General features: G+C 53.6%; 22 protein-coding genes. 8 read left to right on the forward strand and 14 right to left on the reverse strand.

The window, feature by feature from the left end; genetic code table 11:
* The first annotated feature begins 41 nt into the window (after window positions 1–41).
* Both G461_RS0118525 and G461_RS0118530 read left to right on the forward strand, forming a co-directional pair.
* Window positions 42–395: a DUF2956 domain-containing protein gene (locus G461_RS0118525; RefSeq protein WP_026972962.1), complete on the forward strand. Its 354-nt coding sequence runs from the start codon at window positions 42–44 to the stop codon at window positions 393–395.
* Window positions 396–415: 20 nt separating this feature from the next.
* Entirely contained in the window at window positions 416–949 is a 534-nt protein-coding gene (locus tag G461_RS0118530) for a GNAT family N-acetyltransferase (protein WP_026972963.1), read from the forward strand.
* Here G461_RS0118530 and G461_RS0118535 read toward each other — a convergent pair.
* The 3 genes from G461_RS0118535 to G461_RS0118550 all read right to left on the reverse strand — a co-directional run bounded on the left by G461_RS0118535 (window position 946) and on the right by G461_RS0118550 (window position 4,423).
* Complete coding sequence (locus G461_RS0118535) at window positions 946–1,446, reverse strand: hypothetical protein (protein WP_026972964.1); 501 nt, start codon at window positions 1,444–1,446, stop codon at window positions 946–948. The two genes, G461_RS0118530 and G461_RS0118535, sit on opposite strands and share 4 nt — an antisense overlap.
* A 354-nt stretch (window positions 1,447–1,800) precedes the next feature.
* A complete protein-coding gene (locus G461_RS0118545; protein ID WP_026972965.1) occupies window positions 1,801–3,057 on the reverse strand; it encodes a condensation domain-containing protein in 1,257 nt (418 codons plus the stop codon).
* Between the two features lie 112 nt (window positions 3,058–3,169).
* On the reverse strand, window positions 3,170–4,423 hold the full coding sequence (locus G461_RS0118550) for a condensation domain-containing protein (RefSeq protein WP_026972966.1): 1,254 nt from the start codon (window positions 4,421–4,423) through the stop codon (window positions 3,170–3,172).
* 116 nt (window positions 4,424–4,539) lie between these two features.
* Here G461_RS0118550 and G461_RS24805 point away from each other — a divergent pair, with 116 nt between their 5' ends.
* Entirely contained in the window at window positions 4,540–5,757 is a 1,218-nt protein-coding gene (locus tag G461_RS24805) for an MFS transporter (RefSeq protein ID WP_169727276.1), read from the forward strand.
* On the opposite strand, the gene arsJ is transcribed toward G461_RS24805, so the two are convergent.
* The 4 genes from arsJ to G461_RS26555 are packed head-to-tail and all read right to left on the reverse strand — an operon-like array spanning window position 5,750 to window position 9,259.
* Window positions 5,750–6,970 (reverse strand): organoarsenical effux MFS transporter ArsJ, encoded by a 1,221-nt coding sequence (arsJ, locus tag G461_RS0118560; RefSeq protein ID WP_026972967.1) that lies wholly within the window; start codon window positions 6,968–6,970, stop codon window positions 5,750–5,752. The two genes, G461_RS24805 and arsJ, sit on opposite strands and share 8 nt — an antisense overlap.
* A gap of 2 nt (window positions 6,971–6,972) precedes the next feature.
* Window positions 6,973–7,977, reverse strand: coding sequence for an ArsJ-associated glyceraldehyde-3-phosphate dehydrogenase (locus G461_RS0118565; RefSeq protein WP_026972968.1), 1,005 nt, complete (start codon window positions 7,975–7,977; stop codon window positions 6,973–6,975).
* A gap of 11 nt (window positions 7,978–7,988) precedes the next feature.
* Entirely contained in the window at window positions 7,989–8,483 is a 495-nt protein-coding gene (locus G461_RS0118570) for a phosphatase domain-containing putative toxin (RefSeq protein ID WP_026972969.1), read from the reverse strand.
* A gap of 2 nt (window positions 8,484–8,485) precedes the next feature.
* Window positions 8,486–9,259 carry a metalloregulator ArsR/SmtB family transcription factor gene (locus tag G461_RS26555; protein ID WP_051333687.1) on the reverse strand — a complete coding sequence of 258 codons (774 nt, stop codon included), beginning with the start codon at window positions 9,257–9,259 and terminating at the stop codon, window positions 8,486–8,488.
* A gap of 317 nt (window positions 9,260–9,576) precedes the next feature.
* On the opposite strand from G461_RS26555, the gene G461_RS0118580 reads away from it, so the two are divergent.
* Complete coding sequence (locus G461_RS0118580; RefSeq protein WP_026972971.1) at window positions 9,577–12,216, forward strand: nitrate reductase; 2,640 nt, start codon at window positions 9,577–9,579, stop codon at window positions 12,214–12,216.
* A gap of 10 nt (window positions 12,217–12,226) precedes the next feature.
* Here G461_RS0118580 and G461_RS24810 read toward each other — a convergent pair whose 3' ends face one another.
* Window positions 12,227–13,186 (reverse strand): DMT family transporter, encoded by a 960-nt coding sequence (locus G461_RS24810; protein WP_051333688.1) that lies wholly within the window; start codon window positions 13,184–13,186, stop codon window positions 12,227–12,229.
* 105 nt (window positions 13,187–13,291) lie between these two features.
* Between G461_RS24810 and G461_RS0118590 the strand changes: the two genes are divergently transcribed.
* Window positions 13,292–14,209, forward strand: coding sequence for a LysR family transcriptional regulator (locus G461_RS0118590; protein ID WP_026972972.1), 918 nt, complete (start codon window positions 13,292–13,294; stop codon window positions 14,207–14,209).
* A 60-nt stretch (window positions 14,210–14,269) separates the two neighbouring features.
* On the opposite strand, the gene glgC is transcribed toward G461_RS0118590, so the two are convergent.
* The 4 genes from glgC to G461_RS0118610 all read right to left on the reverse strand — a co-directional run bounded on the left by glgC (window position 14,270) and on the right by G461_RS0118610 (window position 17,881).
* The gene (gene glgC, locus G461_RS0118595; protein WP_026972973.1) at window positions 14,270–15,523 is read right to left on the reverse strand and encodes a glucose-1-phosphate adenylyltransferase; all 1,254 of its coding nucleotides are present in this window, start codon (window positions 15,521–15,523) and stop codon (window positions 14,270–14,272) included.
* A 283-nt stretch (window positions 15,524–15,806) separates the two neighbouring features.
* Window positions 15,807–16,343 carry a thioesterase family protein gene (locus tag G461_RS0118600; protein WP_026972974.1) on the reverse strand — a complete coding sequence of 179 codons (537 nt, stop codon included), beginning with the start codon at window positions 16,341–16,343 and terminating at the stop codon, window positions 15,807–15,809.
* A gap of 63 nt (window positions 16,344–16,406) precedes the next feature.
* Window positions 16,407–17,072 (reverse strand): trimeric intracellular cation channel family protein, encoded by a 666-nt coding sequence (locus G461_RS0118605; RefSeq protein WP_026972975.1) that lies wholly within the window; start codon window positions 17,070–17,072, stop codon window positions 16,407–16,409.
* A gap of 101 nt (window positions 17,073–17,173) precedes the next feature.
* The gene (locus G461_RS0118610; RefSeq protein WP_026972976.1) at window positions 17,174–17,881 is read right to left on the reverse strand and encodes an autoinducer binding domain-containing protein; all 708 of its coding nucleotides are present in this window, start codon (window positions 17,879–17,881) and stop codon (window positions 17,174–17,176) included.
* Window positions 17,882–18,280: 399 nt separating this feature from the next.
* On the opposite strand from G461_RS0118610, the gene G461_RS25985 reads away from it, so the two are divergent.
* On the forward strand, window positions 18,281–18,715 hold the full coding sequence (locus G461_RS25985; RefSeq protein WP_169727277.1) for a DUF4902 domain-containing protein: 435 nt from the start codon (window positions 18,281–18,283) through the stop codon (window positions 18,713–18,715).
* Here G461_RS25985 and G461_RS0118615 read toward each other — a convergent pair.
* A complete protein-coding gene (locus G461_RS0118615) occupies window positions 18,671–19,237 on the reverse strand; it encodes an acyl-homoserine-lactone synthase (RefSeq protein WP_026972977.1) in 567 nt (188 codons plus the stop codon). The two genes, G461_RS25985 and G461_RS0118615, sit on opposite strands and share 45 nt — an antisense overlap.
* 274 nt (window positions 19,238–19,511) lie before the next feature.
* On the opposite strand from G461_RS0118615, the gene olsF reads away from it, so the two are divergent.
* A complete protein-coding gene (olsF, locus tag G461_RS24815) occupies window positions 19,512–21,314 on the forward strand; it encodes a bifunctional ornithine lipid synthase OlsF (RefSeq protein WP_051333689.1) in 1,803 nt (600 codons plus the stop codon).
* On the opposite strand, the gene G461_RS0118625 is transcribed toward olsF, so the two are convergent.
* The gene (locus G461_RS0118625) at window positions 21,277–22,425 is read right to left on the reverse strand and encodes an aminotransferase-like domain-containing protein (RefSeq protein ID WP_026972978.1); all 1,149 of its coding nucleotides are present in this window, start codon (window positions 22,423–22,425) and stop codon (window positions 21,277–21,279) included. The two genes, olsF and G461_RS0118625, sit on opposite strands and share 38 nt — an antisense overlap.
* A gap of 196 nt (window positions 22,426–22,621) precedes the next feature.
* Here G461_RS0118625 and G461_RS0118630 point away from each other — a divergent pair, with 196 nt between their 5' ends.
* On the forward strand, window positions 22,622–23,515 hold the full coding sequence (locus tag G461_RS0118630; protein ID WP_026972979.1) for an AraC family transcriptional regulator: 894 nt from the start codon (window positions 22,622–22,624) through the stop codon (window positions 23,513–23,515).
* The last annotated feature ends 139 nt before the right edge of the window (window positions 23,516–23,654 follow it).

Below are 23,654 nucleotides of genomic sequence, written 5' to 3' on the forward strand. Positions count from 1 at the left end.
GGGCTAACTTGGGCGTTTCCGCAATCGCTGAATGGGCAGTAATGAAAAAGCAGCAAAAACAGGTTTCCCCAGAGACTCAGGCAGAAGCCATGGCCATCGCAAAGTCGACGCAACGGCCGGGTCAAAGCAAAGAACAAACCAAGTTAATCGCCCAAGGCATTCAAAAGGGCATTGAGCAGTACAAAAAGCAGCAAAAGAGCAAGCGTCGCGACGCCGACAAGCATCGCAAGAAGCAGCAGCGCGAAAAGGCGCGTCAGGCTGAGGCTGCTGAGCTTGATAGCAACCAGCTATTGCCGCAAACCTCCAGTGATGCAGCGACCAACCCTCGCCTTCCGTGGATCTTGTTGCTCCTTTCTTGGGCAGGCTTTGCCCTGTACTTGGCACTTGTGCCCTAGACTAGGGAAAAGGAGGTGCCATGTTTGGACAGCTGATTACGATTCGCCCCTATCTCGATAGCGATGCGCCGGCCCATGCGGAAGCGGTGCGTGAGAGTGCGGCCAGCGGCCAGCGCTGGCTGGAGTGGATGACCGAAGACTACCCAGAGCAAGAGAGCCTAAGTTGGTTGCAGATGAGCCAGCTCGCCTTGGCCAAGAATGTCGCCTTCGACATGGGGATGTTCGATCGCTACAACCAACAGTTTGTTGGCGGCATCGCGCTCAACCGGATCGATTGGCACTACCGGGTGGGCAACCTCGGCTACTGGGTGCGTGAGTCCTGTACCAACAAAGGGATCGCCAGTGAAGCGGTGCGTTTGTTCGCTGAGAATGCCTTTGAGGCCTACCAGCTAAGACGGATAGAGTTGGTGATTGCTGAGCATAACTTGGCCAGTCGCCGGGTCGCTGAGAAGGTAGGCGCACAGTTTGAAGCGCTGGCTCGGCAGCGGGTCACCGACAATGGGCAACCCTGCTACGCCGCACTCTACTCGTTGCTACCGGAAGATCTCAGTTAACCCGCTTTAGCCGTATGCTTGGCGGTGGGAAAATGCTTGCGCTGATTCACCAACATCAACATGGATTTGCCCAGCAACCAAGGCAGGTCCTCATTTACTGCGTGGTAGCCAAGCTTGGCGGCGACTTGGTTGGAGAGCACGGTCCAACCCACGTTAGCCAGTCGCCAAGCGACACTCTCTTCTTGAGAGGCATCGAGAAACAGCATTACAATCGCACTGAAATGACTGGAATCGAGGCTCTCCAGCCACGATTCGCGCAGGCGCTCACGGCTGCTAAGATCGAGATGGTCAACGAAGTGTTGGGTCAGACTTTGATTTACCGCGACAACTAATACCTGATAGCTGGGAAACAGCTGCGCCAGCTGCTCCTCGCTCCAGTCGCCGTATTCGGCAAGGTAAGAGAGGGTCATTACCCGCCAATCGCCCAAAAGCAATCGCTCGGTGATCACGTCGACCACCTGTTTACGTTCCAGGCTAAGTATCTGTGTTTGTGTCATAGCACGCATCCTGCGTGGGGGCCAATGCTGGCCGTTATACCCTCGCTGCATCTTGGCTTACGCCAAGCAACCGGGCCCTCATCCTAAGCAGCTTAAGTTTAGTGTCGGCTTTGGCCTTCGCCAAGCTCAGATCTGCTTAACTCCGATAACTATTAGGAACGTCACAAAAACCTTTCTGTTTCATTTGGCCGGACAATTGCGATTTTGAGTGGTGGAAACTCTGCTTGGCAGGGGCTAACTGATGCCGGAAGCTGAGCCCAGGAGGAAAGCAAGGGGAGAATAAGGGAAGAATGAGTGGGGAACGAGGGGAAGAGTCAGGTAAGCCATGTTGCTATGGCTCACCTGCGTTTATGTTTAAAGCAGCGCCATCAGGCCATGCTCTAGCTCTTGCAGGAACTGCAGTTTCATCGATTCGGGCACCAACGGTTGCACACAGTTAATGGTCAGGTTCAAGCTTCCGTTGACTGTGGATGCGCCTACCCAAAACACCGAGCCGGATTTGTGCTGGCCGGAGCTAAAGTAGCAATCGGTGATGCGCAGCGGTAGCGCTTCATCGCATTGGCTAAAGCTAAGCCTCCCCAGATTGGAGAAGTGCAAGCAGGTATGACGGCCCAGCGGTGGGAAGGGAAAGGCCTTCTCGGCACGTTTAATAAACCATTCGCTCTTACAGCTGTTGAGCAGTGAGCGGTTGTCCACAATCGCCGCTAGCTGAGCTCCGGTTTTCTGGGCTATCTGCCAGGTACTGTCGCGGGTGTCGACATCGATGGAGAAGCAGGCGGCGAAGGCCCCCAACTCGCTATCGGCGAACTTGGGCTCGCAATAGGGACGAGCATTGGCGTTAGCACTGCAATCGACCTGGGTTACCGGCGAGGTGGCAATCCGCGCCAGCGCCTTGGTGATTACACTGGTCAGCAGGCTGTTTAGGGTGACGCCCTGTTGGCGGCATTGGCGCAGCAGGCCTTGCAGGTAATGATCTTCGATATCCAGCCATGCCAGACTGTTGTTCATGGTGATCGGCTGGCTAGTATCGACCCAAGCAGCCAAACGATCAGGTATTCGCTCGCTGGTAAACGGAGTGTCCTCAAGATCGGTCGCTTGATGCATTACGCACTGACTCACTGAGCTGGGGATGGGCGCCATGGATTGCGTTTGGCTTGGGGCGTTGAGCTCGGCTACCAACTGGTCGAGCATTAGCTGCGCAGAGATACCGTCACAGATGCTGTGGTGGCTAGCAATTAGCAAGGCGTGGTGGCTCTCCCCTAAGATGACTCGGATGCGCCACAGCGGCCCGTCCTGGTTAAAGCGCATCTCGCACTCCGCTTCCATTTGTTGAAAGGCGAAGGACTTGAGGCTGAGGTGGCTCGGGCTCACCTCGTAGTTAATCGATACGGGGAGCTCGCTGGGCACAAAGTGCCAACGCTCACCATGTTTAGCGATCCCGACATTGAGGATCTGATACTGGGCTTGCAGGCGATCGGCAGCGGCGGCGATGTCTTCCAGTTCTAGCGTGCCTTCTAGCAAGGCAAGATTGACAACGGTCATAGAGCCGTCGGCAGAGCCTTCGGCGAAGATGTGTTCGAAGGCTTCCAGGGGACGATACAGCTTTGTCATGGGAATACGGCTATCGGTTAATAGGAGAGGGCATTATTTCACTATTAACATGACAGGCAGTAGGATGAACTTAACAAAACCCTGCAAATGTTATGGGTAAGTGTTGCGCTGCTTACACCAATTTCAGCAGACCATTCCTCAGTTGCTCGATAAACGCCAGCCGCATCCGCTCGCTTACCAAGGGCTGCACACAGTTAATCACCAGATTTAACCGTGAGCCGACTGTTGCTGCTCCCACCCAAAACACCGAACCCGATTGCTGCTGTCCAGAGGTAAAGTAGCTGTCGGTGATGTGTAGTGGTAATACTGGGTCGCACTGACTGAAGGCCAGTCTGCCGAGGTTAGACAGGTGCGCGCAGGTATAGCGCCCGAGCGGTGGTGGCGTATGGCTGTCGGCCATATTCAGATACCACTGGTGCTTGGCGGTATTAAGAAAGACACGGCTATCGATAATGGTCGCAAAGTCATCGCCGCAGCGCTTGGCCATCTGCCAAGGATTGCCGTCGCAGGCCACATCAATGGAGAAGCTGGAGGCAAACACGCCCAGCGCTTCGTTGGCAATCTCGGGTTGGCAGTAGGGGCGAGTATTGACGTTGCCGCTACATTCCACGTGGCTTACCGGGCGCTCGGCAATGGTCGCTAGCGCGTTGGCAATGACCGCAAACAGCAAACTGTTGAGGGTGACGCCATGCTGGCGGCACTGTTGTAGCAGGCTTTTCAGCTTATCTGCTTCAACATCTAACCATGCGGTGCGGTTACGCAAGGTCATTGCCTGGCTAGTGTCTACCCAGGCGCTCATATCTTCGGGTTCATTGCCGCTGGTGAACGGGGTTTGGCTCAGATCGGTCTGTTGGTGGGCAACGCAGTCACTGCCCGAAGGCGGGATCGGCGTTTGCTCTTGGGCCTCGCTCGGGCAGTTTAACTCTGCCACCAGGCGGTCCAACAGCAGCTGCACGGAGATGCCATCGCATATGCTATGATGGGCCGATAAAAACAGTGCATGCTGATCTTTTCCGAGAATAACTCTGATACGCCACAGTGGTCCCGTTAGGTCAAAGCGCGCCTCACACTCTTCTTCCATTGCTTGGAAGGCCACGGATTTGAGGCGCGAGGGATCGGGCGCTGGCTCAACGCTGATAGCAACCGCCTGTTGGCTCTGGGTGAAATGCCAGTTCTCTGCGTGCTTGGCAATGCCAACGTTAAGTGGCTGGAACTGCTTTTGAAGGCGCTCGACGGCGCAAGCCAGGGCATGTTGGTCCAACTCACCCTTCAAGAAGGCGAGATTAACCACGGTCATTGAGCCTAGGGCGGAGCCTTCAGCAAAGATGTACTCATAGGCTTCCAGGTGACGATACAGCTTAGTCATAGGGATGCGGCTTTTGGCTAGTAGAAAGGTCCATTATTTCACCGTTACACTCTCAGGCAGTAGGATGAACTTAACAAAACCCCATGTATCTTGTGAGAATTACCCAGGGAGGGCACTTGCTTAATTCGACGTTTTGGCGGGCGACTTTAGCGGTATCGTTGGCCTCATTGATTACCTTCTTCAATCTGTATCTGGTGCAGCCCTTGCTGCCGATGTTCCGCGAGCGTTATCAGCTCTCGACCCTGGAGGCTAGCGGAATGCTCTCTTATGCCATGCTCGGGCTAGCGCTGGGCTTGGCTGTGCTGGCCTCGGCATCCGATAGCTTTGGGCGACGTAAGATCTTGCTGGGCTCGTTGTGGCTTAGCCCACTGCTGACCTTGGTTATCGCCTTTGCTGGTGAGCTGGATTTTAATTACTTGCTGGCTCTGCGCTTTGCCCAAGGGTTGGTACTGGCTGGCATACCGGCGGTGGCGGTGGCCTTCCTCGGCGAGCTGCTCGAGCCGCCCAAGCTTATCAAAGCGGTGGGGATCTTTATCGCTGCCAACTCCATTGGCGGGATTGGCGGACGTCTGATTTCTGGCTGGGGAGCCGAGCTGATGGGCTCGTGGCAGTGGGCCTTTATGGCGATAGCTGCCTTAAGTCTGATGGTGGCGACACTGGTTCACTACCTGTTGCCCGATGAGCCACCACGCGAGCGCAAACCCTGGCGTTTGCTCCAGAGTCTAAGTAACTATGGCTTGCACCTAAAACGCTGGCCGCTATTAGTGGCCTTTGCGGTGGGCGGTGGGGGCTTCGGTATCTTCACCCAGCAGTTTAACTACCTAACCTTCTTGTTGGCGGAGCCGCCCTATAAGCTGCCGTCCAGTTGGTTGTCGATGCTGTTTCTCGCCTACCTGGCGGGTACCTTCACGGCTACTCAGTCTGGGCGTTTGGCACAGCGCTGGGGAATGCGCCGTGGCATAAGCTGTGGCTTATTGGTGATGATTGGCGCGAGCTTGTTATCGGCCACTGGCAACTTGCTATTGATTCTGGCCGCCTTGGCCCTGCTCAGCAGTGGCTTTTTCCTCACCCACTCTCAGGCCAGCGCCTATGTGAATCAGCGGGCGACTCAGGCCAAGGCCAGTGCCTCGGCGCTCTATGTAATGAGTTACTACCTGGGGGCTGCACTGGGGGCCTTTGTGATTGAACCGTTCTATCAGCGCTGGGCGTGGCTGGGAGTGGTTGGCGTGTCGGTGGTGACACTGAGCGTGTTGGCGCTGGTGGCCTTCATAAGTTTGCAAGAGCCCGCCCGAAGCAAGCGCTCCGGGCAGGATAAGGGACTAGCGGCTAGTTAACTGCCGCTTGGCTATCGTGCCGGGGCAGGGCGATGGAAATCACGCTGGTGATCACCAACATGGCGGTGGCAATCCACAGACAGGCGGCCAGACCCGCATACTGGAATACCAGACCCGAGAGCACGGTGCCGACCAAGCGGCCCATGGCGTTGGCCATATAGTAAAAGCCCACGTCCAGGCTGACGCCATCCTCTTTGGCGTAGCTGACAATCAGGTAGGAGTGCAGTGAGGAGTTCACCGCGAACACCAGACCAAAGATCATCAGGCCCACCACGATGCTTAACGCCGGATGCCATTCCAGCTGGACCAGCAATGCAAGAACACCGGTAATTGCAGCCAGTATCATGGCCCACAGTAGCGCACCACGGCCATCTGGCGTGCGCCCCGCTTGGCTGCCGGTAAGCTTAGGCGCAAAGCCTTGCACAATCCCGTAGGCCACCACCCAGCATGCCATAAAGCTGCCGGTTTGCAGGTGATTCCAGCCTAGGGTTGCGCCCAGGTAAACCGGCAACGCAACCACAAACCACACGTCGCGTGCAGCAAACAGGAATAGCCGGGCTCCAGAGAGGATATTCACCGAGGGGCTTTTGGAGAAGATTGCCGAGAACTTCGGCTTGTTCTTGGCCTTACCCAGATCCCGGTCTAGCATTACCAAGCTCATCACCAATACCACGCTCAGCACTGCCGCCATCGCCAGCATCGCGGCTTGGAAGCCGATGGTGTAGAGCAGCGCACCGCCCAAGAAGAAACCAAAACCTTTTAGCGCATTCTTAGAGCCGGTGAGGATCGCCACCCACTTGTATAAAGCGTGTTGCTGATCGCCGGTTACCAAGGTTTTTACGCTGCTTTTGGCGCTCATCTTGTTAAGGTCTTTGGCGATGCCGGAGATGGCTTGCGCCGCCATCACCAATGGCACCGTTAAGTAAGCGCTGGGCAGTGCCATCGCCAGCAGTGCCACGATCTGCATTGCCAAACCGATGTTCATGGTGTGGTTGAGCCCAACCCGCGCACCCAGCCAGCCACCGACTAGGTTGGTGACTACGCCAAAGAACTCGTAGAACAAGAACAGCATGGCAATGGCCAAGGGCGCATAGCCGAGCTGGTGGAAGTACAGCACCACCAACATGCGCAGCGCGCCGTCGGTGATGGTGAAGTTCCAGTAGTTAAAGGTGATCAGCAGATACTGACGCAACTCTCTGGGTAGGGATATCATGCTTAGCCTGCTAAACCTACTTTGCGGATCAGTTCAGAAGTACGGGTTGCGTAGCCCATTTCGTTGTCATACCACGCGTAGATCTTCAGCATGCGCGGGCCGATCATCATGGTGCTAAGCGCATCGACGATGCTTGAGCGTTGGTCGCCTTTGTAGTCGATAGATACCAGCGGGCGCTCTTCGTAACCCAAGATGCCTTCTAGCTCACCTTCGGCGGCTTCTTTTAGAAGCGCGTTCACTTCTTCAGCGGTGGTGTCGCGACCCACAGTGAACACCATATCGGTCAGTGAGGCATTGGCCAGTGGCACACGTACCGCGTGGCCGTTCAGCTTGCCTTTCAGAACCGGAAAGATCTCGGTGATGGCCTTGGCACTGCCGGTGGTGGTTGGGATCAAGCTCATGCCACAGGCGCGGGCGCGACGTAGATCTTTGTGCGGTGCATCCAGAATTGTCTGGGTGTTGGTCAGATCGTGGATGGTGGTCATGCAGCCATGCTCAATGCCCAGCTTCTCGTGAATCACCTTGATAACCGGCGCTAGGCAGTTGGTGGTGCAAGACGCCGCGGTTACGATGCGGTGCTCGCTTGGCTCGAAGATCGCATCGTTGACGCCGACCACGATGTTCGCTACCGAATCGTCTTTCACTGGCGCAGAGACCACTACACGTTTTACGCCTTGGTCCAGATAGCCTTGCAGCAGCTCAACCTTGCGGTGAACACCGGTGGCTTCCAGTACCACGTCACAGCCAGACCAGTCGATCTTGCTCAGGTCGCGCTCTTGGGTGCAGGCGATGGTTTGGCCGTTGATCACCATGTTGTCGCCATCAGTGGTGACTTGGTGCTCCCAAGTGCCTTGTACCGAGTCAAATTGCAGCAGGTGAGCCAGGGTCTGGGTATCGCCCGCTACGTCGTTGATTTGCACAAACTCTAGCTCAGGCCAGTCAAATGCAGCGCGAAGTGCCAAACGGCCGATGCGGCCGAAGCCGTTGATTCCAACTTTAATGCTCATAGTGTTCTCTCTTACTTGGCAAATTGCGCAATGTAGCTTTGTTGTTTTTCAAGGTTAAAGGCGTTCGGGCGAACCGCGCGAATACGGGCAATCGCTTCATCCAGCTCCACACCGTATTCCAGCAGCAGGCGCGCGGCGATAAGGCCGGTACGACCGCTGCCACCCTTACAATGAATGGCCAGGTTTACACCACTATTAATCAGCTGCTTAAAACGTGGCAAAAAGCCTTGGAAGCGCGCTTCCCACTCTTCACCCGGCACGGTGTCATCTTCAATTGGCAGGTGGAACCACTGCATATCGAAGATCACCGAGGTTTTTCCAATGGCATCCACACCGTTGGCTGCCAGCTCTTCGCTGGTCATCGCGGTCAGAACTGCACCACTGTTGGCTTGGCTGAGTTGCTGCAGTGAGCTGCTCAGATCTGCGTCTTTGGTGCCCGGGCAAGGGCAAAGCAGCAGTTGGGCATCGTCGGTGATGGCAATCGGGAATACAGGATGTTGAGACATGCTTAACTCTCTTGGTTTGCAAGTTGTAGCCGCAGTTCGCGCAGGCGCAGCAGCGGCAGGTTAATCAGGGATGGATTGGCGATGCGGGTGGTGGCCAGCACCTTGGCAACCCAGGCGTCGTGACAATCCGGAAGGTGGTAGAAAATCTGTTGGCCGTGGCGCGTGGTGCTCAGCAGCCCACTTTCGCGCAGTAGCGCCAGGTGGCGCGAGGTTTTCGGCTGGCTCTCAGCCAGTGCCTGACAAAGCTCGTTCACGCTCAGGCGTTGTTCGTCCTCAATCAACATCATGATTTGCAAACGGGTTTCGTCGCTAAGTAGCTTGAACACCTGCAGTGGCTCGAGTGATTGAGGGCGCTGTTGAATATAGGTTTGCAAGCGCTTCAGTTGCTGGCGTAGCAGCGCGGCAATGGCATCAAAGCGTGGTTGGCCTTGTTCATCGCGGGTAGAAGGCAGCTCCCAGTGCAATACCCCGGGGCTCTCGGGCAGCGACAGGCACTCTTGTTTGGCTTCGCTACACAGGGTAATCACGTAATCAAACTTCTGGGCGGGTAGGCTCTCCAGCGCTTTGCTGGTTTGATGACTGGCCTGCAGCTCATGCTGCTGAAAGTACTGATATAGCTCGGCGGAGACTTGAGTTGCCCGTGCGCCAGCGCTGAGCGCCTTAAAGCTATCGGCAAACTCATGGTTGCAGATGGCTTCAGCTAGCTGGGAGCGGCCAGCGTTATTGGTGCAGATAAACAGAATACTTAGCATCGCGTAACAGGAAAACCAATACATTCGAAAATTCGTATATACGTTAATTCATATATGTTGAGCATGCAAGAGCCTTAGCACTTTCCTTTCTCCTCGTTCTTTTTCCATACGCCCCAACTTAGACGCTGCGATGCACCGTTTGGGTGCGTGATTTGATAGTTAGCCCCCAACAACCGCGAAAAACGCATCGATTCTTATTCCTAAAGGAGTAGAAAAACCGCGCTGTTCAAGCTGGTTCAACATTTGCAATTCCCAGGGTAAACACGATGCAAAAATAGAATAGAGCGCCCTCTGCTGAGCCTTGAATAAAGGTAGTCGATGCGCGTAGCAAGGAGAGTACTTTGGCTGGAACCAGTTGGATTAAAACGACCTGTCCTTATTGTGGCACTGGCTGTGGGGTTGAGGCCCGCCAGCGTAGCGATGGCACCACTCAGGTAAGAGGCGATGCCAGCCATCCCACCAACCGAGGACTACTCTGCTCAAAAGGCAGCGCCTTGGGTGAGACCGTGATTGAGCAGGGCCGACTGCGCCAAGCGATGATCAAAGGCCACCCTGAAAAGCTCGAGCGCGCCCTCGACTACGCGGCCAGCCGCTTGAGCCAGACAATCGCTGAGCATGGGCCGGATTCGGTCGCCTTTTATGTGTCGGGCCAACTGCTTACCGAAGATTACTACGTGGCCAACAAGCTGACTAAGGGCTTCATCGGCACCGCAAATATCGACTCCAACTCCCGGCTATGTATGTCATCGGCCGTGGCTGGGCATAAGCGCGCCTTTGGCGAGGACTTGGTCCCGGCCTGTTATGACGACCTAGAGCAGGCCGATCTGGTGACCCTTATCGGCTCTAACCTGGCGTGGTGTCACCCCATCTTGTTCCAGCGCCTAAAGCAGGCCAAGTTGCAGCGTCCGGAGATGAAACTGGTGGTGATCGACCCGCGCCGCACCGATAGCTGTGATATCGCCGACCTGCATCTGGCACTGCGACCTGGCCATGATGTGGACTTGTTCAACGGACTGCTTGCCTATCTGGCCGACCAACAGCAGTTAGACCAAGACTATATCGAACAGCACGTGGATGGTGCGATTGATGCGATAGACGCAGCCATCGCTCAAGCGGGCGATATCGAAGCCTTGGCCGAGCGCTGTGGGCTGAGCGTTGCTGAGCTTCACCAGTTCTTCCAGCTGTTCGCTGCCAGTCCCGCTTGTTTGAGCCTGTTTAGCCAAGGGGTGAACCAGAGCCACCAAGGGGTGGATAAGGTGAATGCCATCATCAACGTGCATCTGGCCACCGGCAAATTGGGTAAGCCCGGTAGCTCGGCCTTTTCCATTACTGGCCAGCCCAATGCCATGGGGGGGCGGGAAGTGGGGGCGCTGTCGAATTTGTTAGCCGGGCATCTGGACTACACGCCCACTCACCTGAGCGCCTTAGCGGATTACTGGCAGGCGCCGCAGCTGGCACAACAGCCGGGCTTGAAAGCAGTGGATATGTTTGAGGCTTTGCATAGCGGCAAGATCAAAGCTATCTGGATTATGGGTACCAACCCGGCAGTAAGCCTGCCCAATGCCAGTAAGATCCGCGAGGCATTGCTGGCCTGCCCACTGGTAATTGTGTCTGACTGTGTTCAGCACACCGATACCACCCGCTACGCCGACGTATTATTGCCTGCAGCTGGCTGGGGCGAGCGTGAAGGCACCGTAACCAACTCTGAGCGGATGCTGTCACGTCAGCGTCCTTTTGTTGAGATGCAAGGCGATACCAAGGCCGACTGGTGGCTACTCTCACAAGTGGCCAAGCGAATGGGGTTCGGCGAGGCCTTTGCCTATCAACACGCCAGCGAGATCTTTGCCGAGCATGCCAAGCTGACCAACCTGCTGCAGGACAGTGAGCCGCGCGGGCTGGATATCTCGTTGTTGGCCGAACAAGGACAAGCGGCTTATCAAGACTTCGTGCCAGTCAGTTGGCCACTCGGCAGTGACTCGCCTCGCTTGTTCGCCGATGGCAGCTTTAGCACCGCCAACGGACGGGCCAAGATGTTGGCCTTGCAGCAGCTGGTATTGCCGCAGCCCAAACCGGGGCAGCTGCTATTGAATACCGGCCGGGTGCGCGATCAGTGGCATACCATGACCCGCACCGGCTTAGCTCCGCAGCTGGGTAGCCATAGCAGTGAACCGCTGCTGGATATCGCGCCGATTGACGCTCAATCGCTGGGGCTCAGCGATACGCAGTTAGTCAAGGTCAGCAGTGAGCAGGGCGAGTTGGTGGTGAGATTACGGGTAAGTGATGCCCAAACGCCGGGGCAGCTATTTATGCCGATCCATTGGTCTGAGCAAAACTCCAGTGTTGGCACGGTGAGCAAACTGGTCGGTGAGACCTGTGATCCGCTCTCGGGTCAGCCTGCCGCGAAGTACAGTGTGGTGGAACTCGCCGCGCTTGAGTTTTTATCTGAGGGGAGCGTGCTTAGCCGTGAGGCTATCGATGGGCGCCGCTTTGCGTCAGATATCTATTGGTGCGAGCAAAAGCTGCCTGAGGGCTACCTCTATACCTTGGCCAGTGTGCAAAGCCCGGCAGAGTTCTATCAGTCGCTCAAAGTCATGCTGACCGAGAATGGCAGTCAAACCCTCGATTATCGTGACGATGCTAAGCAGCAGTATCGCTGTGCGGCGATTACCGGCAGTGGCCTGGCGTTTAGCTTTGAGCTGCAAGCCTATGCCAGCCAAGGCGATCAAGCCTGGCTGGAGTCTCTGTTAAACCAGCCTGTATCAGAGCAAGTGCAGCGCGGGATCCTCGCAGGTACTAGTCCAGAGCCCTCACTGGGCAAGGTGGTGTGTGCCTGTCATCAGGTGCGCGAAGGGACCATCGAGCAGTGTATCGAGCAAGGTGCTGATAGTGTAGAAGCGATTGGTAGAAGCTGTAGCGCTGGCACCAACTGTGGCTCTTGTGTGTCACAGTTGAAAACCATGCTAAATCGAGAGGTCGCCTAGGGCCGAGGCCCTAGGGATCTTCCCGTGTAGCTGCTTGATGGGCGTTGGTGAGATACTCGGGGTGACTGCTTTCCTCGTTAAGCTGTTCGTTAGAGAGCTCGTTGCAGAGCGTCTCTTTCGCGGGCGTCTTATCTTGCTTGCGGTTGGCCAGCCACAGTAGCGGCGCGATAATACACAGCGCGCCTAGTAGCAGGCTGGCATCCAAGGATTCCCCAAAGGCCAACACACCGACCACGATGGCGCCCAATAGGCCAGTGTACTCCGCGCCAGCAATCTTATTGCTCTCGGCGCTGCGGTAGGCCAGCACACAACTACCGGCATAGATCAGAATGCACACGGTAGACAGACTAGCGCTGATAAACAGCTGCCAATCCCAGCTATGTCCTTCAGCAAAACTCAGCGCGGCGGTGCTCGGTAGCCCCATCAGGTTAGTCAGTAGCAGCACCATCACCACATTCTGTTGGGTCGGAATACGTGGGATCAGCAGGTTATTCAATGCCAAGGTTAACGCGACACCTAGTGCAGCTATGGCCGCCGGGTTGAGCTCGGTAGGCTTCACAATCACCAACACGCCGAGAAAGCCTATCAGGGCTGCCAGCCAGGCGCTGAGCGATAGCTTCTCGCGATTTATCCAGATCCCCAGCGGCAACATCATCAGCGGCGCGGAGTAGAAAATCGCGTTGGCGGTGGCCAGCGGCAGGTTGTTGAGCACGTAAATCATCAAACCGGCGCCAGCCAGCCAGATGTGCGAGCGTAGCAGGTGCCAGCGCAGCCCCAGCGGCCCGCGATAACGGGGGATCCACAACAGGCAAGGCAACAGCAGCAATACCGCACTTAACTGGCGGTAGAAAACAAACTGATAAACCGCCTCTTGGTTATTGGCCAGCTTGACCACGACATCGGAAAACACCGCGATTTGGTTGCCGACAACCAGTAATAACATCGCTGCGCCTAAACTGAGTGGCTTCACCCGTCCCCCTTGAATACTGTCGACTGAAAGCAGACCGATACTGTATCTCTGCTTTACGATGAATCATAATGATGAATATTATTTTTAGTATGAGATATTTGGATAATGAGGTTGCCACCGCTGCGGGCTATCCAGTACTTCGAGCAGGTTGCTCGGCTAAATAGCTTTTCTCAGGCTGCACAGAACCTGCACGTGACCCAAAGTGCGGTGAGCCACCAGATCCGTTTGCTGGAGGATTACTTGGGGCATAGCCTGTTTGTGCGTCAGGGACGGCGGCTCAGCCTGACGCCTTTGGGTGAGCGTTACTATGATGAGATCAGCCAAGCACTGCACGGTATCGCCAAGGCCAGTCAACAGATTGTCGAGGGTAGCCGGGGCGACTTGCGTCTGGCTATTTATTCATCCTTGGCGGTGAAGTGGTTGATCCCGCGGCTGGGAGATTTCAAGAATCAGCATCCCGAGATCAACCTGAGCCTGAACATGGTCGCCGATGATCCGACCATCTCCGATCAGCTGGCTGACTGCTTTGTCACGATCAGCCCTCCGTCACGTGATGCGGTGGTCGAATACCTCTACAAAGAGCGGCTCTACCCGATGTGTTCACCCAAGCTGTGGCAGCGCCTACAAGGAAAGGCCTTGCCCGATGCTCTGTGGCAAGAGAACTTGCTAACAGTGCAGAGCACCTTCCCCGAGGGGCGCTTTGCTGAAGATTGGCAACTGTGGTGTGAGCAGGGCGGCTTTAGCTGGCCGAAATCACCGCAGCTGACCCAGTTTAGCCATATGCTGCTGGCCACCGAGGCGGCGCGTTATGACCAAGGCATCGCCTTTATCAATCCCTATTTTCTCGATGAGCCTGAATATCACCAACCCTTGGTACGCCTGCCGATGCACGACTTGGTGACTGGCGACAGCTTCTATTTTGTCTATAAAAGTAAGTTGCGTAACCGGGCGGATATTCGGGCACTGGGGTTGTGGCTTAAGCAGCAATGCTATCTCGATCTGCCACAAAGTGCAGCGGAGTAGACTGTGAACAAAAAGCCCCGATTTACGGGGCTCTGATGAAGGTAGATTGATGGCTTGTGGCTACTCGAACATATCTCGGGTAACCAACACCACGCCTTTTTCAGAGCAAACAAAACGCTGTTTGTCTATCTCGGGATCGTAACCAATCACGGTATTGTCTGGCACCACGCAGTCTTCGCCGATGATTACCCGGCGTAGGCGACAGTTTTTGCCGACAGTGGCACCCTCCAAAGCAATCACCTCATCTAGTTCCGAGCGCTCTTCCACGCGCACATCGATGGATAACAGACTGCGGTTCACTTTCGCACCTGAGACGATCACACCTGCTGCGATCAATGAATCGGTGGCATAACCGCAGCGTTGTTCTTCGTTAAATACGAACTTGGCACCAGGACGTTGCTTCTGCTCGGTGATAACTGGCCAGTCGCGATCATAGAGATCCAACTCTGGATCGGGATCTAGTAGGTCGATATTTGCCGCGAAAAACTCATCCAAGTTGCCCACATCACGCCAGTAGGCGGTACGTCCGGGGTGGCCGGGGGCAGAGAACACATAACCAAAGACTTTGCGGTCCTTTAGCATCTCTGGAATCACGTTGTGGCCAAAGTCGTGGGCGTAGCCAGGCTTAAGTAGGCCTTGGCGCAGCTCTTCATCCAGCACGTCCATATTGAAGATGTAAATGCCCATAGAGACCAGTGCATCTTCTGGGTGGCCTGGATCGGGTTTGGGGTTTTTCGGCTTCTCTTCGAAATCCACGATACGGCCACTATCATCCAGTCCCATGACCCCAAACGAAGACGCTTGAGAGAGGGGTTTGCGAATACAGGCTACGGTGACATCGGCATCATTCTCCGCATGGAAGTTGATCATCCGCGAATAGTCCATCTTATAGATGTGGTCACCGCCGAGGATCAATACCCGGTCAAAACGGTCATGATCGATGATATCCAGATTTTGATAGACCGCATCGGCAGTGCCGCGATACCAGTTCTCTCCGGTACGCTGCTGCGCCGGAATGATCGAGACCCCTTCTTTCAAGGAGGGACTAAGCATTTGCCAACCGGCTTGAAGATGCATAATGAGCTGGTGGGCCATGTACTGGGTCAGCACCCCCACGTTGCGGACCCCTGAATTTACACAGTTGGATAAGGTGAAATCAATAATGCGATATTTGCCGCCAAAGCTGACGGCAGGCTTCGCTACTTTATTGGTGAGATTCTTAAGGCGAGTGCCCTTGCCGCCGGCGAGAACCAAGGCAACGGTACGGCGAACCAAGCGGTTACTGGAGGTATGCGAATAACGGTTTTCAGACATGTGATTACTCCCTTTCACTTATCGTAACTGCAAAAATAAAGTGTCTGAAGCAGCGATGAGTGCAGATCTAAATGCAAACATAGGGCGGGCAAAACGCCTTACATACAGATTACCTCGCTACTGTATGACTGAATTGCTTAAAACAAGTTAAAACATCGTTACTGGCTCGGAGCTTTTATCTTATTTGTGAAAAGGCCCACAGTTTTGCAAGCGTTTTCAGTGACAGCTTATTTTAATTGACTTGTAAGTCAATAGGTTGTGTGAACAGCTTGTGAACTGAGTATCATCCACCGATAGCATCTTGACGTTTTTGCCGCAGTAGATCGCGCCATTTATGAATTCTTTCTGGCAACTCAGGAGATATGTTTTGTTCGCCTGATCGGTGAGTGACCTGCTGCATGCTGAGTACTTTACCCTTACTCAGGAACACCCCGCGCACGAGTATGCTGGCTTGAAGTGTTTCACCTTTCAAAAACCGATGCTCGAAATACCAATACTTCTCGTCCCAACCGAGTAGCTCGGTTTCCATCTCAAAGCGGGCCATTGGCGCAAGGGGGCGAATATAGGTGACCACTTGGGCGTTCACTACGCCCGCCCAGCGCAGCTTGAGCGCGCTACGGCCAAAACGTGTGGTCAGTAAAAAGTTGAGCCGACCTAGATCACCGAAACCTAGATAACGCGAGTTAGTGAGATGCAGATTGATATCGCAGTCGTGGGGCCACACTCGAAAGTGCAGCCGCTGCGAGTCGAGCATTGCATTGGTATCGCGACGTAGTAGTTGTCGCATGATTAGCCAGAGAAAGCGCAGGTAGAGGTTCATGGTACGAGTCGATAAACGGTTGTTTATCAAACAGGTACCATGTGGCTGGACGGCAAACCAGCACTAATTGAGGTTTTTGTACTTCTGTTTGCGGATTTCGCGGTTTTGCAGGCGGGATAGCTTGTAGTGAGGAAAGCGCAGATCCAGCTCAAACGCCAGTACCCGAAGTGCAAAGGCTGCCGCACTGGCGAGCAAAATGGCACTGATCTCTTCTACGCCAAGATATTGGAGCGCGACATAACTGGCACTGCCAAGCAAGCAAGCGGTCACATAGATCTCTGGCTCGAAAATCATCAGTTTTTGTTGCAGCATCATATCGCGGATTGCAGAGCCCAACGTGGAGGTCATCACGCCCATCAAGATAGCTACGGAGATAGGTGCGTTGTAATCAAGGGCCTTAATGGTGCCGAGTACCGCAAACATGGCGATACTGGCGGCGTCGATCCACTGCAGCACCCGGTCAATCTGTACCACACGATGGGCGAAGAAGTAGGTCATCGCAGAACCCACCACGCAGACGACCAGATAGCGTTGGTCCGCGACCCAAAAAACTTGCTCAGTATTGAGCAGTAGATCGCGAAACGTACCACCGCCAATCCCGGTTACTGTACCCACAAAGATAAAGGCCAGAATGTCGAGCTCACGCTTAGCCGCCGCCAATGCGCCCGACAGCGCAAAGAAAAACACAGCAACTAAACCGATTAAATAGATAGCGGAATGAAAATCCAATGTGGCAACCCCCAGAAAAATCGGGCGCTAGTATATACGCAAGTCAAAGGGATATATACAGGGTGAATAGGAGCCCCTCACAGTAAAATGTGGGGTTAGAGCTAGTGCAATAATCCCATCAAAGCTGCTTTTACTGTTGCGGCTGTTTTGTTTGCTACTGAGAGCTTGCTAACACATTGACCTATATGAAAATTTACGGTACGAGAACTGATACCTAGAATCAAACCAATCTCATCTGAGGTCTTTCCATCCGCGGTCCACTTTAGAATCTCCCGCTCGCGAGAAGTTAGGGCAGGTCCGGCACCGCGTTCTGAATTGAGGCAATTTGATAGCGTAAAGTGAGCCATATTTGTTAGCCATAGCAGTTGTTGCTTCATACGCTGGATTTCTACTTCAGTCACTCTATCATGGGGCCTAGCAAAAGAGAGAATCCCCAAAGCACCATTTGGGTGTCGAATTGAATGAACCCATCCAAACTCAAGACCGAAAGAGCAAGCCTCTTCCCAGAAGCCCTCTCTCTCACAGGCGAGTTCAGGACCCCAAATCAGTGGCAAGTGAGATTTCAATGCATGTTGAACCGTTGGGTCTATGTTGATTAAGTTCTCTTTGTGATAGCGAATTTGCCATTCGGTGGGGTAAGTCGTCAGGATTTCAGTACGTTGCGAGGACAGCGGGTAGGCATTGGTGAGCCCGAATGCGCAGCACTCGAAGCCAAGCTTCTTAACCAGACTAACTATATGAGAAAAGTACTCCCCACAGGATGAAAATGAGCGGACTTGGTTTAACTCCTGCTCTAGCCAGTTATCCATCCGACTACTCCATGCTTTAAATCGAGACTATCAACGTCCGCAAATTATAAGACTATAAACCGGTCTCGCATAATAGTTATGTGTGTGACTGTGCAATGTAGGTATTTGTTTTTTTCTTGATATTACATTCAAAGTGTCATCTTACAGCCCGATGCCTATATGTGTTGCCTTACACTCTTGAAAGCCGATCAAACCATGTGAGGCAAATATAGTTTGAAGATAGACGCATAACAGATTTGCGCCACATACTTTTGGTGCATTTACGGAAGTGAATGTCAACTGTAAAAATTACAATTGCAGGAATTCGATTCTGTTGCTTTCATTAGTAGACTTAGAGGGCGGTTAGGGTGGCCAATGAGGAATCTTACACAATATACGCTTACAGCACCTGTCGATGGATTGAGTTTAGTACGCGCTTCTAACGATGGTCTGGTCAGACTTACGCTGGAGCAACTGCATAGCCTGCCTCTTCAGCACCTACTTTCGGGGATCGATAACGAAGTAGAAGGCAAAGTACGCTGTGTTGCTGCACAAGTTACTGAACTATCAGGTTACACCGAGTGGTTTTACGAGAATGGTGGGGCGGTTACCCTAGGATGGGATTGGCGATGGTACAGTGAGATTGGCATTATGCGCTGTGAAGCCCGAGGTGTCCCCCGTAGCAACATACAGCTACGGGAAGACGGTTACGATGTCAGCCCCAAACGCAATGATCAACTTTTGATGGGCTTTATCTCCCAACTTTGCTGGATAAAGCGAACCCTTAACACTGTATGTGGTAATCAAGGACTAGGTGATGTTTTGCCCTTCGATTGTTACCCACAAAGCGACTAGTGGGTAACCGTCAATGATCTTAGGTACCCCCATCCGGTGGCACTGTAGTCCAATTCTTCGAAATAGCCGTTCGATGTGTAATGTTGTAGCGCCAACAACATGCTTGGCCCCATGTGCTGATGCGGCTTTGAGCGTTCCTTTAACTAGCTCAGTTGCTACCCTTGCGTTTTGAGTTACGGAGTCTGATGACAAATCAAAAGCGGATAAGCGAGATACCTCCCAAACATCATTTTGTTCTGGCGCTGGAACATTGTTTATTAATTGAGGGAATATCTCTTTTAGTAGGTAAGGCGCAGTGGTTGGCAGAAGCCTTGCGCAACCGTTGATATTGTTGTTACCGTCTTCAGATACGATATAAATCGTGTCTTGTCGATCAAACTGATCCCGTTCGTAGCCTTTAGGAGTATCCAGGTCCCAGCCTAGTTTCTCGACAAATACACGATATCGATAGTTTGCTAGAGCTTTGTATGAACCACCATTTTTATGGTCTAGTTGAGTTGCTGTTCCGTGCCAAAAGTGCATATTTGATTCCTCAAACGTTGATAACGTTTGAAGTACAGCGCAGCAGCTTTGGAACTAAAACTGTCAACAGTGACAGTACAAGTAGTTAGTCGAGTATGCTAGCTCCCCTTCTGTAAGCTCTTCTATGGTGTCCGGTAGCAAGGTCCAGTCTGCTTCAATAGTGATGGGAAATGCGTTGTGATACTTGAGAGTCATTCACATAAAAGTCATCAGTTCTTCGTACTAGCGTCATGGTAGCTATATAGGCTTTCTCCGTTTGAGGAGAGGACTGTGAATGATATCTACAACGGAAGTATTGGCTCAGCATTTTCCTTCGCTTAATCAAAAGCCTAAGCGCCGTGGAATGGTCCATTGGTTACTCGGAAAGGTGCTCTATGAGAATGAGTTTCAGGCGTTTTCAGAGCAACACCCTCAGTTAAAAGGCTTGGCGTTTATTGAGCAAGCTTTTAGCGAACTAAACGTCAGTTACCAGGTGAGTGAGCGGGATCGAGAACGGATCCCCACTCACGGTAAAGTAGTAATTGTTGCTAATCATCCGATCGGCTCGCTGGATGGCCTTGCGCTGCTATTGCTGGTTGGAAAGTTGCGCCAAGATGTGAAGATCGTTGCCAATGAGATCTTGTCTGCCTTAGATCCACTAAGCGGTCTGTTGCTGCCCGTGAACAATATGAGTGGAAATAGCCGTCGCTCGCAACTTACGGCGATCGGGCAACATCTGGAGCTGGGCGGTGCCGTTATCATCTTCCCTGCAGGCGAAGTGTCTCGCTTGAAAGGCATAACCGTTCAAGATGGCCGCTGGAGCAAGGGCTTTCTTAACATCGCCACCAAGGCGAAGGCGCCGATTCTGCCCATTTGTGTTCGAGCCAAAAACAGTAAGCTGTTTTACTTGGCCAGCACACTCTACAAGCCGCTATCGACCTTGTTATTGGTGCGGGAGATCTTTACCCACAGAAATAAGATGTTGAATCTGCGAGTTGGCGAGCTGATCCCGGTGCGTAGTTTCGCTAATACCGGGCTTGATGACCGTAACACCCAAGCTAAGCTAATGCGAAAGCATCTCTATCGGATCGGCAAGAAGCGCTCCGGACTGTTTCAAACCGAAGCGGCGATTGCACACCCGGTATCACGCCAAGCCCTCCGCCAAGTCGTGAAATCGCTCGAGCCTTTGGGTATGACTCCGGATGGTAAGCAGATCTATCTATCGCGTCACAATCACTCAGAACTGTTGTTGGCCGAGCTAGGTCGCCTGCGAGAGATTGCCTTTCGCGCGGTGGGTGAGGGAACTGGCCTGCGCAGCGATACCGACCGCTTTGATGCCGACTACATGCACTTGCTGCTATGGGATGACGACGACCTGGAGGTCGCTGGCGCGTATCGCTTCGCCGATAGTTGCGCTCAGGTTGAAAAACATGGGCTCAACGGCCTTTATAGCCATAGCTTGTTTAATTACAGCACGGAGAGCGAGGATTTTATCTCGCAAGGCTTGGAGTTGGGGCGTAGCTTTGTCCAGCCGCGTTATTGGGGCAAGCGTAGTCTGGACTATCTATGGATTGGGATCGGCGCATTTTTGGCGAAGAACCCACAATATCGCTACCTGTTTGGTCCGGTTAGTATCAGCGGTGCGATGCCTGAAGCAGCCCGAGACCTGCTGATCCATTTTTATCAAAGCTACTTCCCACCCAAGGTGCAGTTCGCCCACTCACGCCAGCCTTACCAACTGGCGGAGCAGCTAGAGCAGGGCCTGCAGTTCAGCTTTAAAGGCGATGACTACAAGCAGGAGTTCTCTCAGTTAAAAAGCGCCTTGGCGAGTATGGGCACTGCGGTGCCAACGCTCTACAAGCAATACACCGAGCTGTGTAAGCCCGGTGGTGTGCAGTTTATCGACTTTAATGTCGACCCTGATTTTAATCAGTGTATCGACGGTTTGGTGTTAGTAGACATGCTGCGCCTGAAAGATAAAAAGCGTAAGCGTTACATTGCCGCTCACAACGAGCTACTAGCGGACTCTGAGGGTCGCACTGTGGCTGAGTCCACTGGGATTAGCCCAAAGAAGCAAACGCCTGAGACAGCTGCTTAACCGCAAGGTCCAGCTGCTGGGTGTTAAGGGCGCTGAAATTGAGCCGTATAGCTTGCTCGCTGGCCTCACCCTGAGGCCAGAACTCATCCCCCGGTACCACCGCTACACCATGCGCTAGAGCGGCGGCTGCAAGGTCGCTGGCATTGTGGTGTTTAAGACTGGCCCAGAGAAACATGCCCCCTTCCGGCAGGCTGAACGCCAAGTGATCTGCCAGCGCCTCGGTTAATCGCATGGCGAGGTGTTGCAAGTTGTGCCAGTAGTGGGTAGTCAGGTTGCCTAGGTGAGCCTCGAATGTGGGTTGCTGCAACAGCCATAGACACATCTGCTGCATCGGGATAGCGGAGTGTAGATCGCAGGCCTGCTTCACCTTAACCAAGGGCTCAATCAAGTTGCTGCTGGCATTGACGTAGCCAACGCGCATCCCCGGCGCGACAATTTTTGAAAACGAGCCAAGGTAGAAACTGTCTCCCTGTCCCAGACTTGATACCGCTGGCAGCGCCTCACCTCGATAGCGCAACAACGAATAGGGAGCATCTTCAATCAGAGTTACCTGATAGCGTTCCATCAAGCGAGCAACCGCTTGTCGAGTACTCAAATCCCAGCAGCGTCCCGTGGGATTGTGAAAATCCGGCACGGTGTACAACAGTTTCGGCTTGTGCTCGATAAGTCGCTGCTCTAACTCTTCGAGATCGGGGCCAGTAGTTACACTGGGTACGCCGATAATCTGTGCTTGCGCCAGCTCAAATACCTGGAGTGCTCCTAGGTAGGCGGGAACTTCGCAAATGATCTTATCACCGGGGCTGATATAGGCACGGGCGATTAAATCAAGGGCCTGCTGCGAGCCCGTGGTGACTAACACCTCACCGGCGATGGGCAGTTGTGGCCTTAGATGTTCGCGCAGCTCGCCCAACCCAAGTGTGGCGCCGTACTGATAGCTCTGGGGGGAGTTTGCCAGCGAAGCCGCGGCTTGCTTGAGCAGTGAGAGCGGGAACAGCTCTGGGTTGGGCAGGCCGCCAGCGAGTGACAACACTTGCTGCTGTTGTGCCACATTCAGGATATTGCGGATGTAAGAGCTACGGGTTTTTCTGACGGCTTGATTGGGAACGAGCATGTTGCCTCCTGCGGTGTGCTTTATGTTTGCTCAACAGGGTAGGCTTAATGACAGAAAACACGTTTGTCTTAATCAGTGCACGTTCTTATCCAAATGTGCTATTTATCTTTCATAGCTGGTTTGTTTTTAGCCAAACTGACCTAGTGTCGCTCAGTAATCACGCTATTTGATCTCCATAAGGAAAGGTGCAGCCGTTATGACCTTGGATACAGAAATTAGTCGGGAGCGCCGAATCAACGATGTGCTCTATCATATCCACCGGAACTTGGATGGCGATCTGCGAGTATCGGGATTGGCTAAGGTGGCGGCTTACTCTGATTTTCATTTCCAGCGCTGTTTTAAGGTGGTGACCGGCGAGAGCGTTAATGACTATGTGCGCCGCACTCGGCTTGAACGCTGTGCCAATCTGCTGGTGTTTAACCCTACCTTGAGTATCCAACGGGCTGCCGCTCAATGTGGGCTATCCTCGCCTGCTTCTTTTAGTCGTTCGTTCAAAGAGTACTTTGGTGTATCACCGAAACAGTGGCGAAATGGTGGCCATCGTCGCTACAGTGCTGAGAACTTGCAACAAAACTGGAGTGATGAGTTACGCCAGCAGCTTACCGAGCCCTGCCATTTGGCCTTTCCTGAGGTGCGGATTGATGTGTTGCAGGCCCAAGCGGTCGCCTACGTGCGGCATCGTGGCTACGACCGCTCGATCAATCGCGCCTACGACAAGTTGCGGGTGTGGGCGGCGATGCATGGCGTGCCATGGCAGCAAGATAAGCTGCTGGGGCTGTTGCACTCTAATCCCGATATCGTACCGGCCGATGCCTGTCACTACGTGGCTTGCTTGCAGATCGAGCAAGAGAATATCCGGCGCGGACCGGTCTGCTTTATGACGATACCTGGCGGCCCGCATGCTCGCTTGTCAGTGCAGGGCAAGTTCGGCGACTTGCTCCCGGTGCTGCATCACTTCTATCACCATTGGTTGCCCGAGAGTGGCTATATCCTTGGTAATACACCTGCCTTTGTTGGTTATCGCCAATGTCATTTTGTCGACCCTGACGAAACCTTCGACCTCGATCTGTTCGTTCCCATTAGCCTTTAAGACATTTAGACGGCTAAACATCTAAAAGTCTATTGACAGACTTCCGGACGGCTATATACTTCGCTCATTACCTATACGAAATGTCGCTTATTGATGACTTGATGGTTTAAGTGACTGGTTAATTGGCTGTATTGGCGTT

The organism is Aliagarivorans marinus DSM 23064 (genome assembly GCF_000429485.1).
GTDB classification, from domain to species: Bacteria; Pseudomonadota; Gammaproteobacteria; order Enterobacterales; family Celerinatantimonadaceae; genus Aliagarivorans; species Aliagarivorans marinus.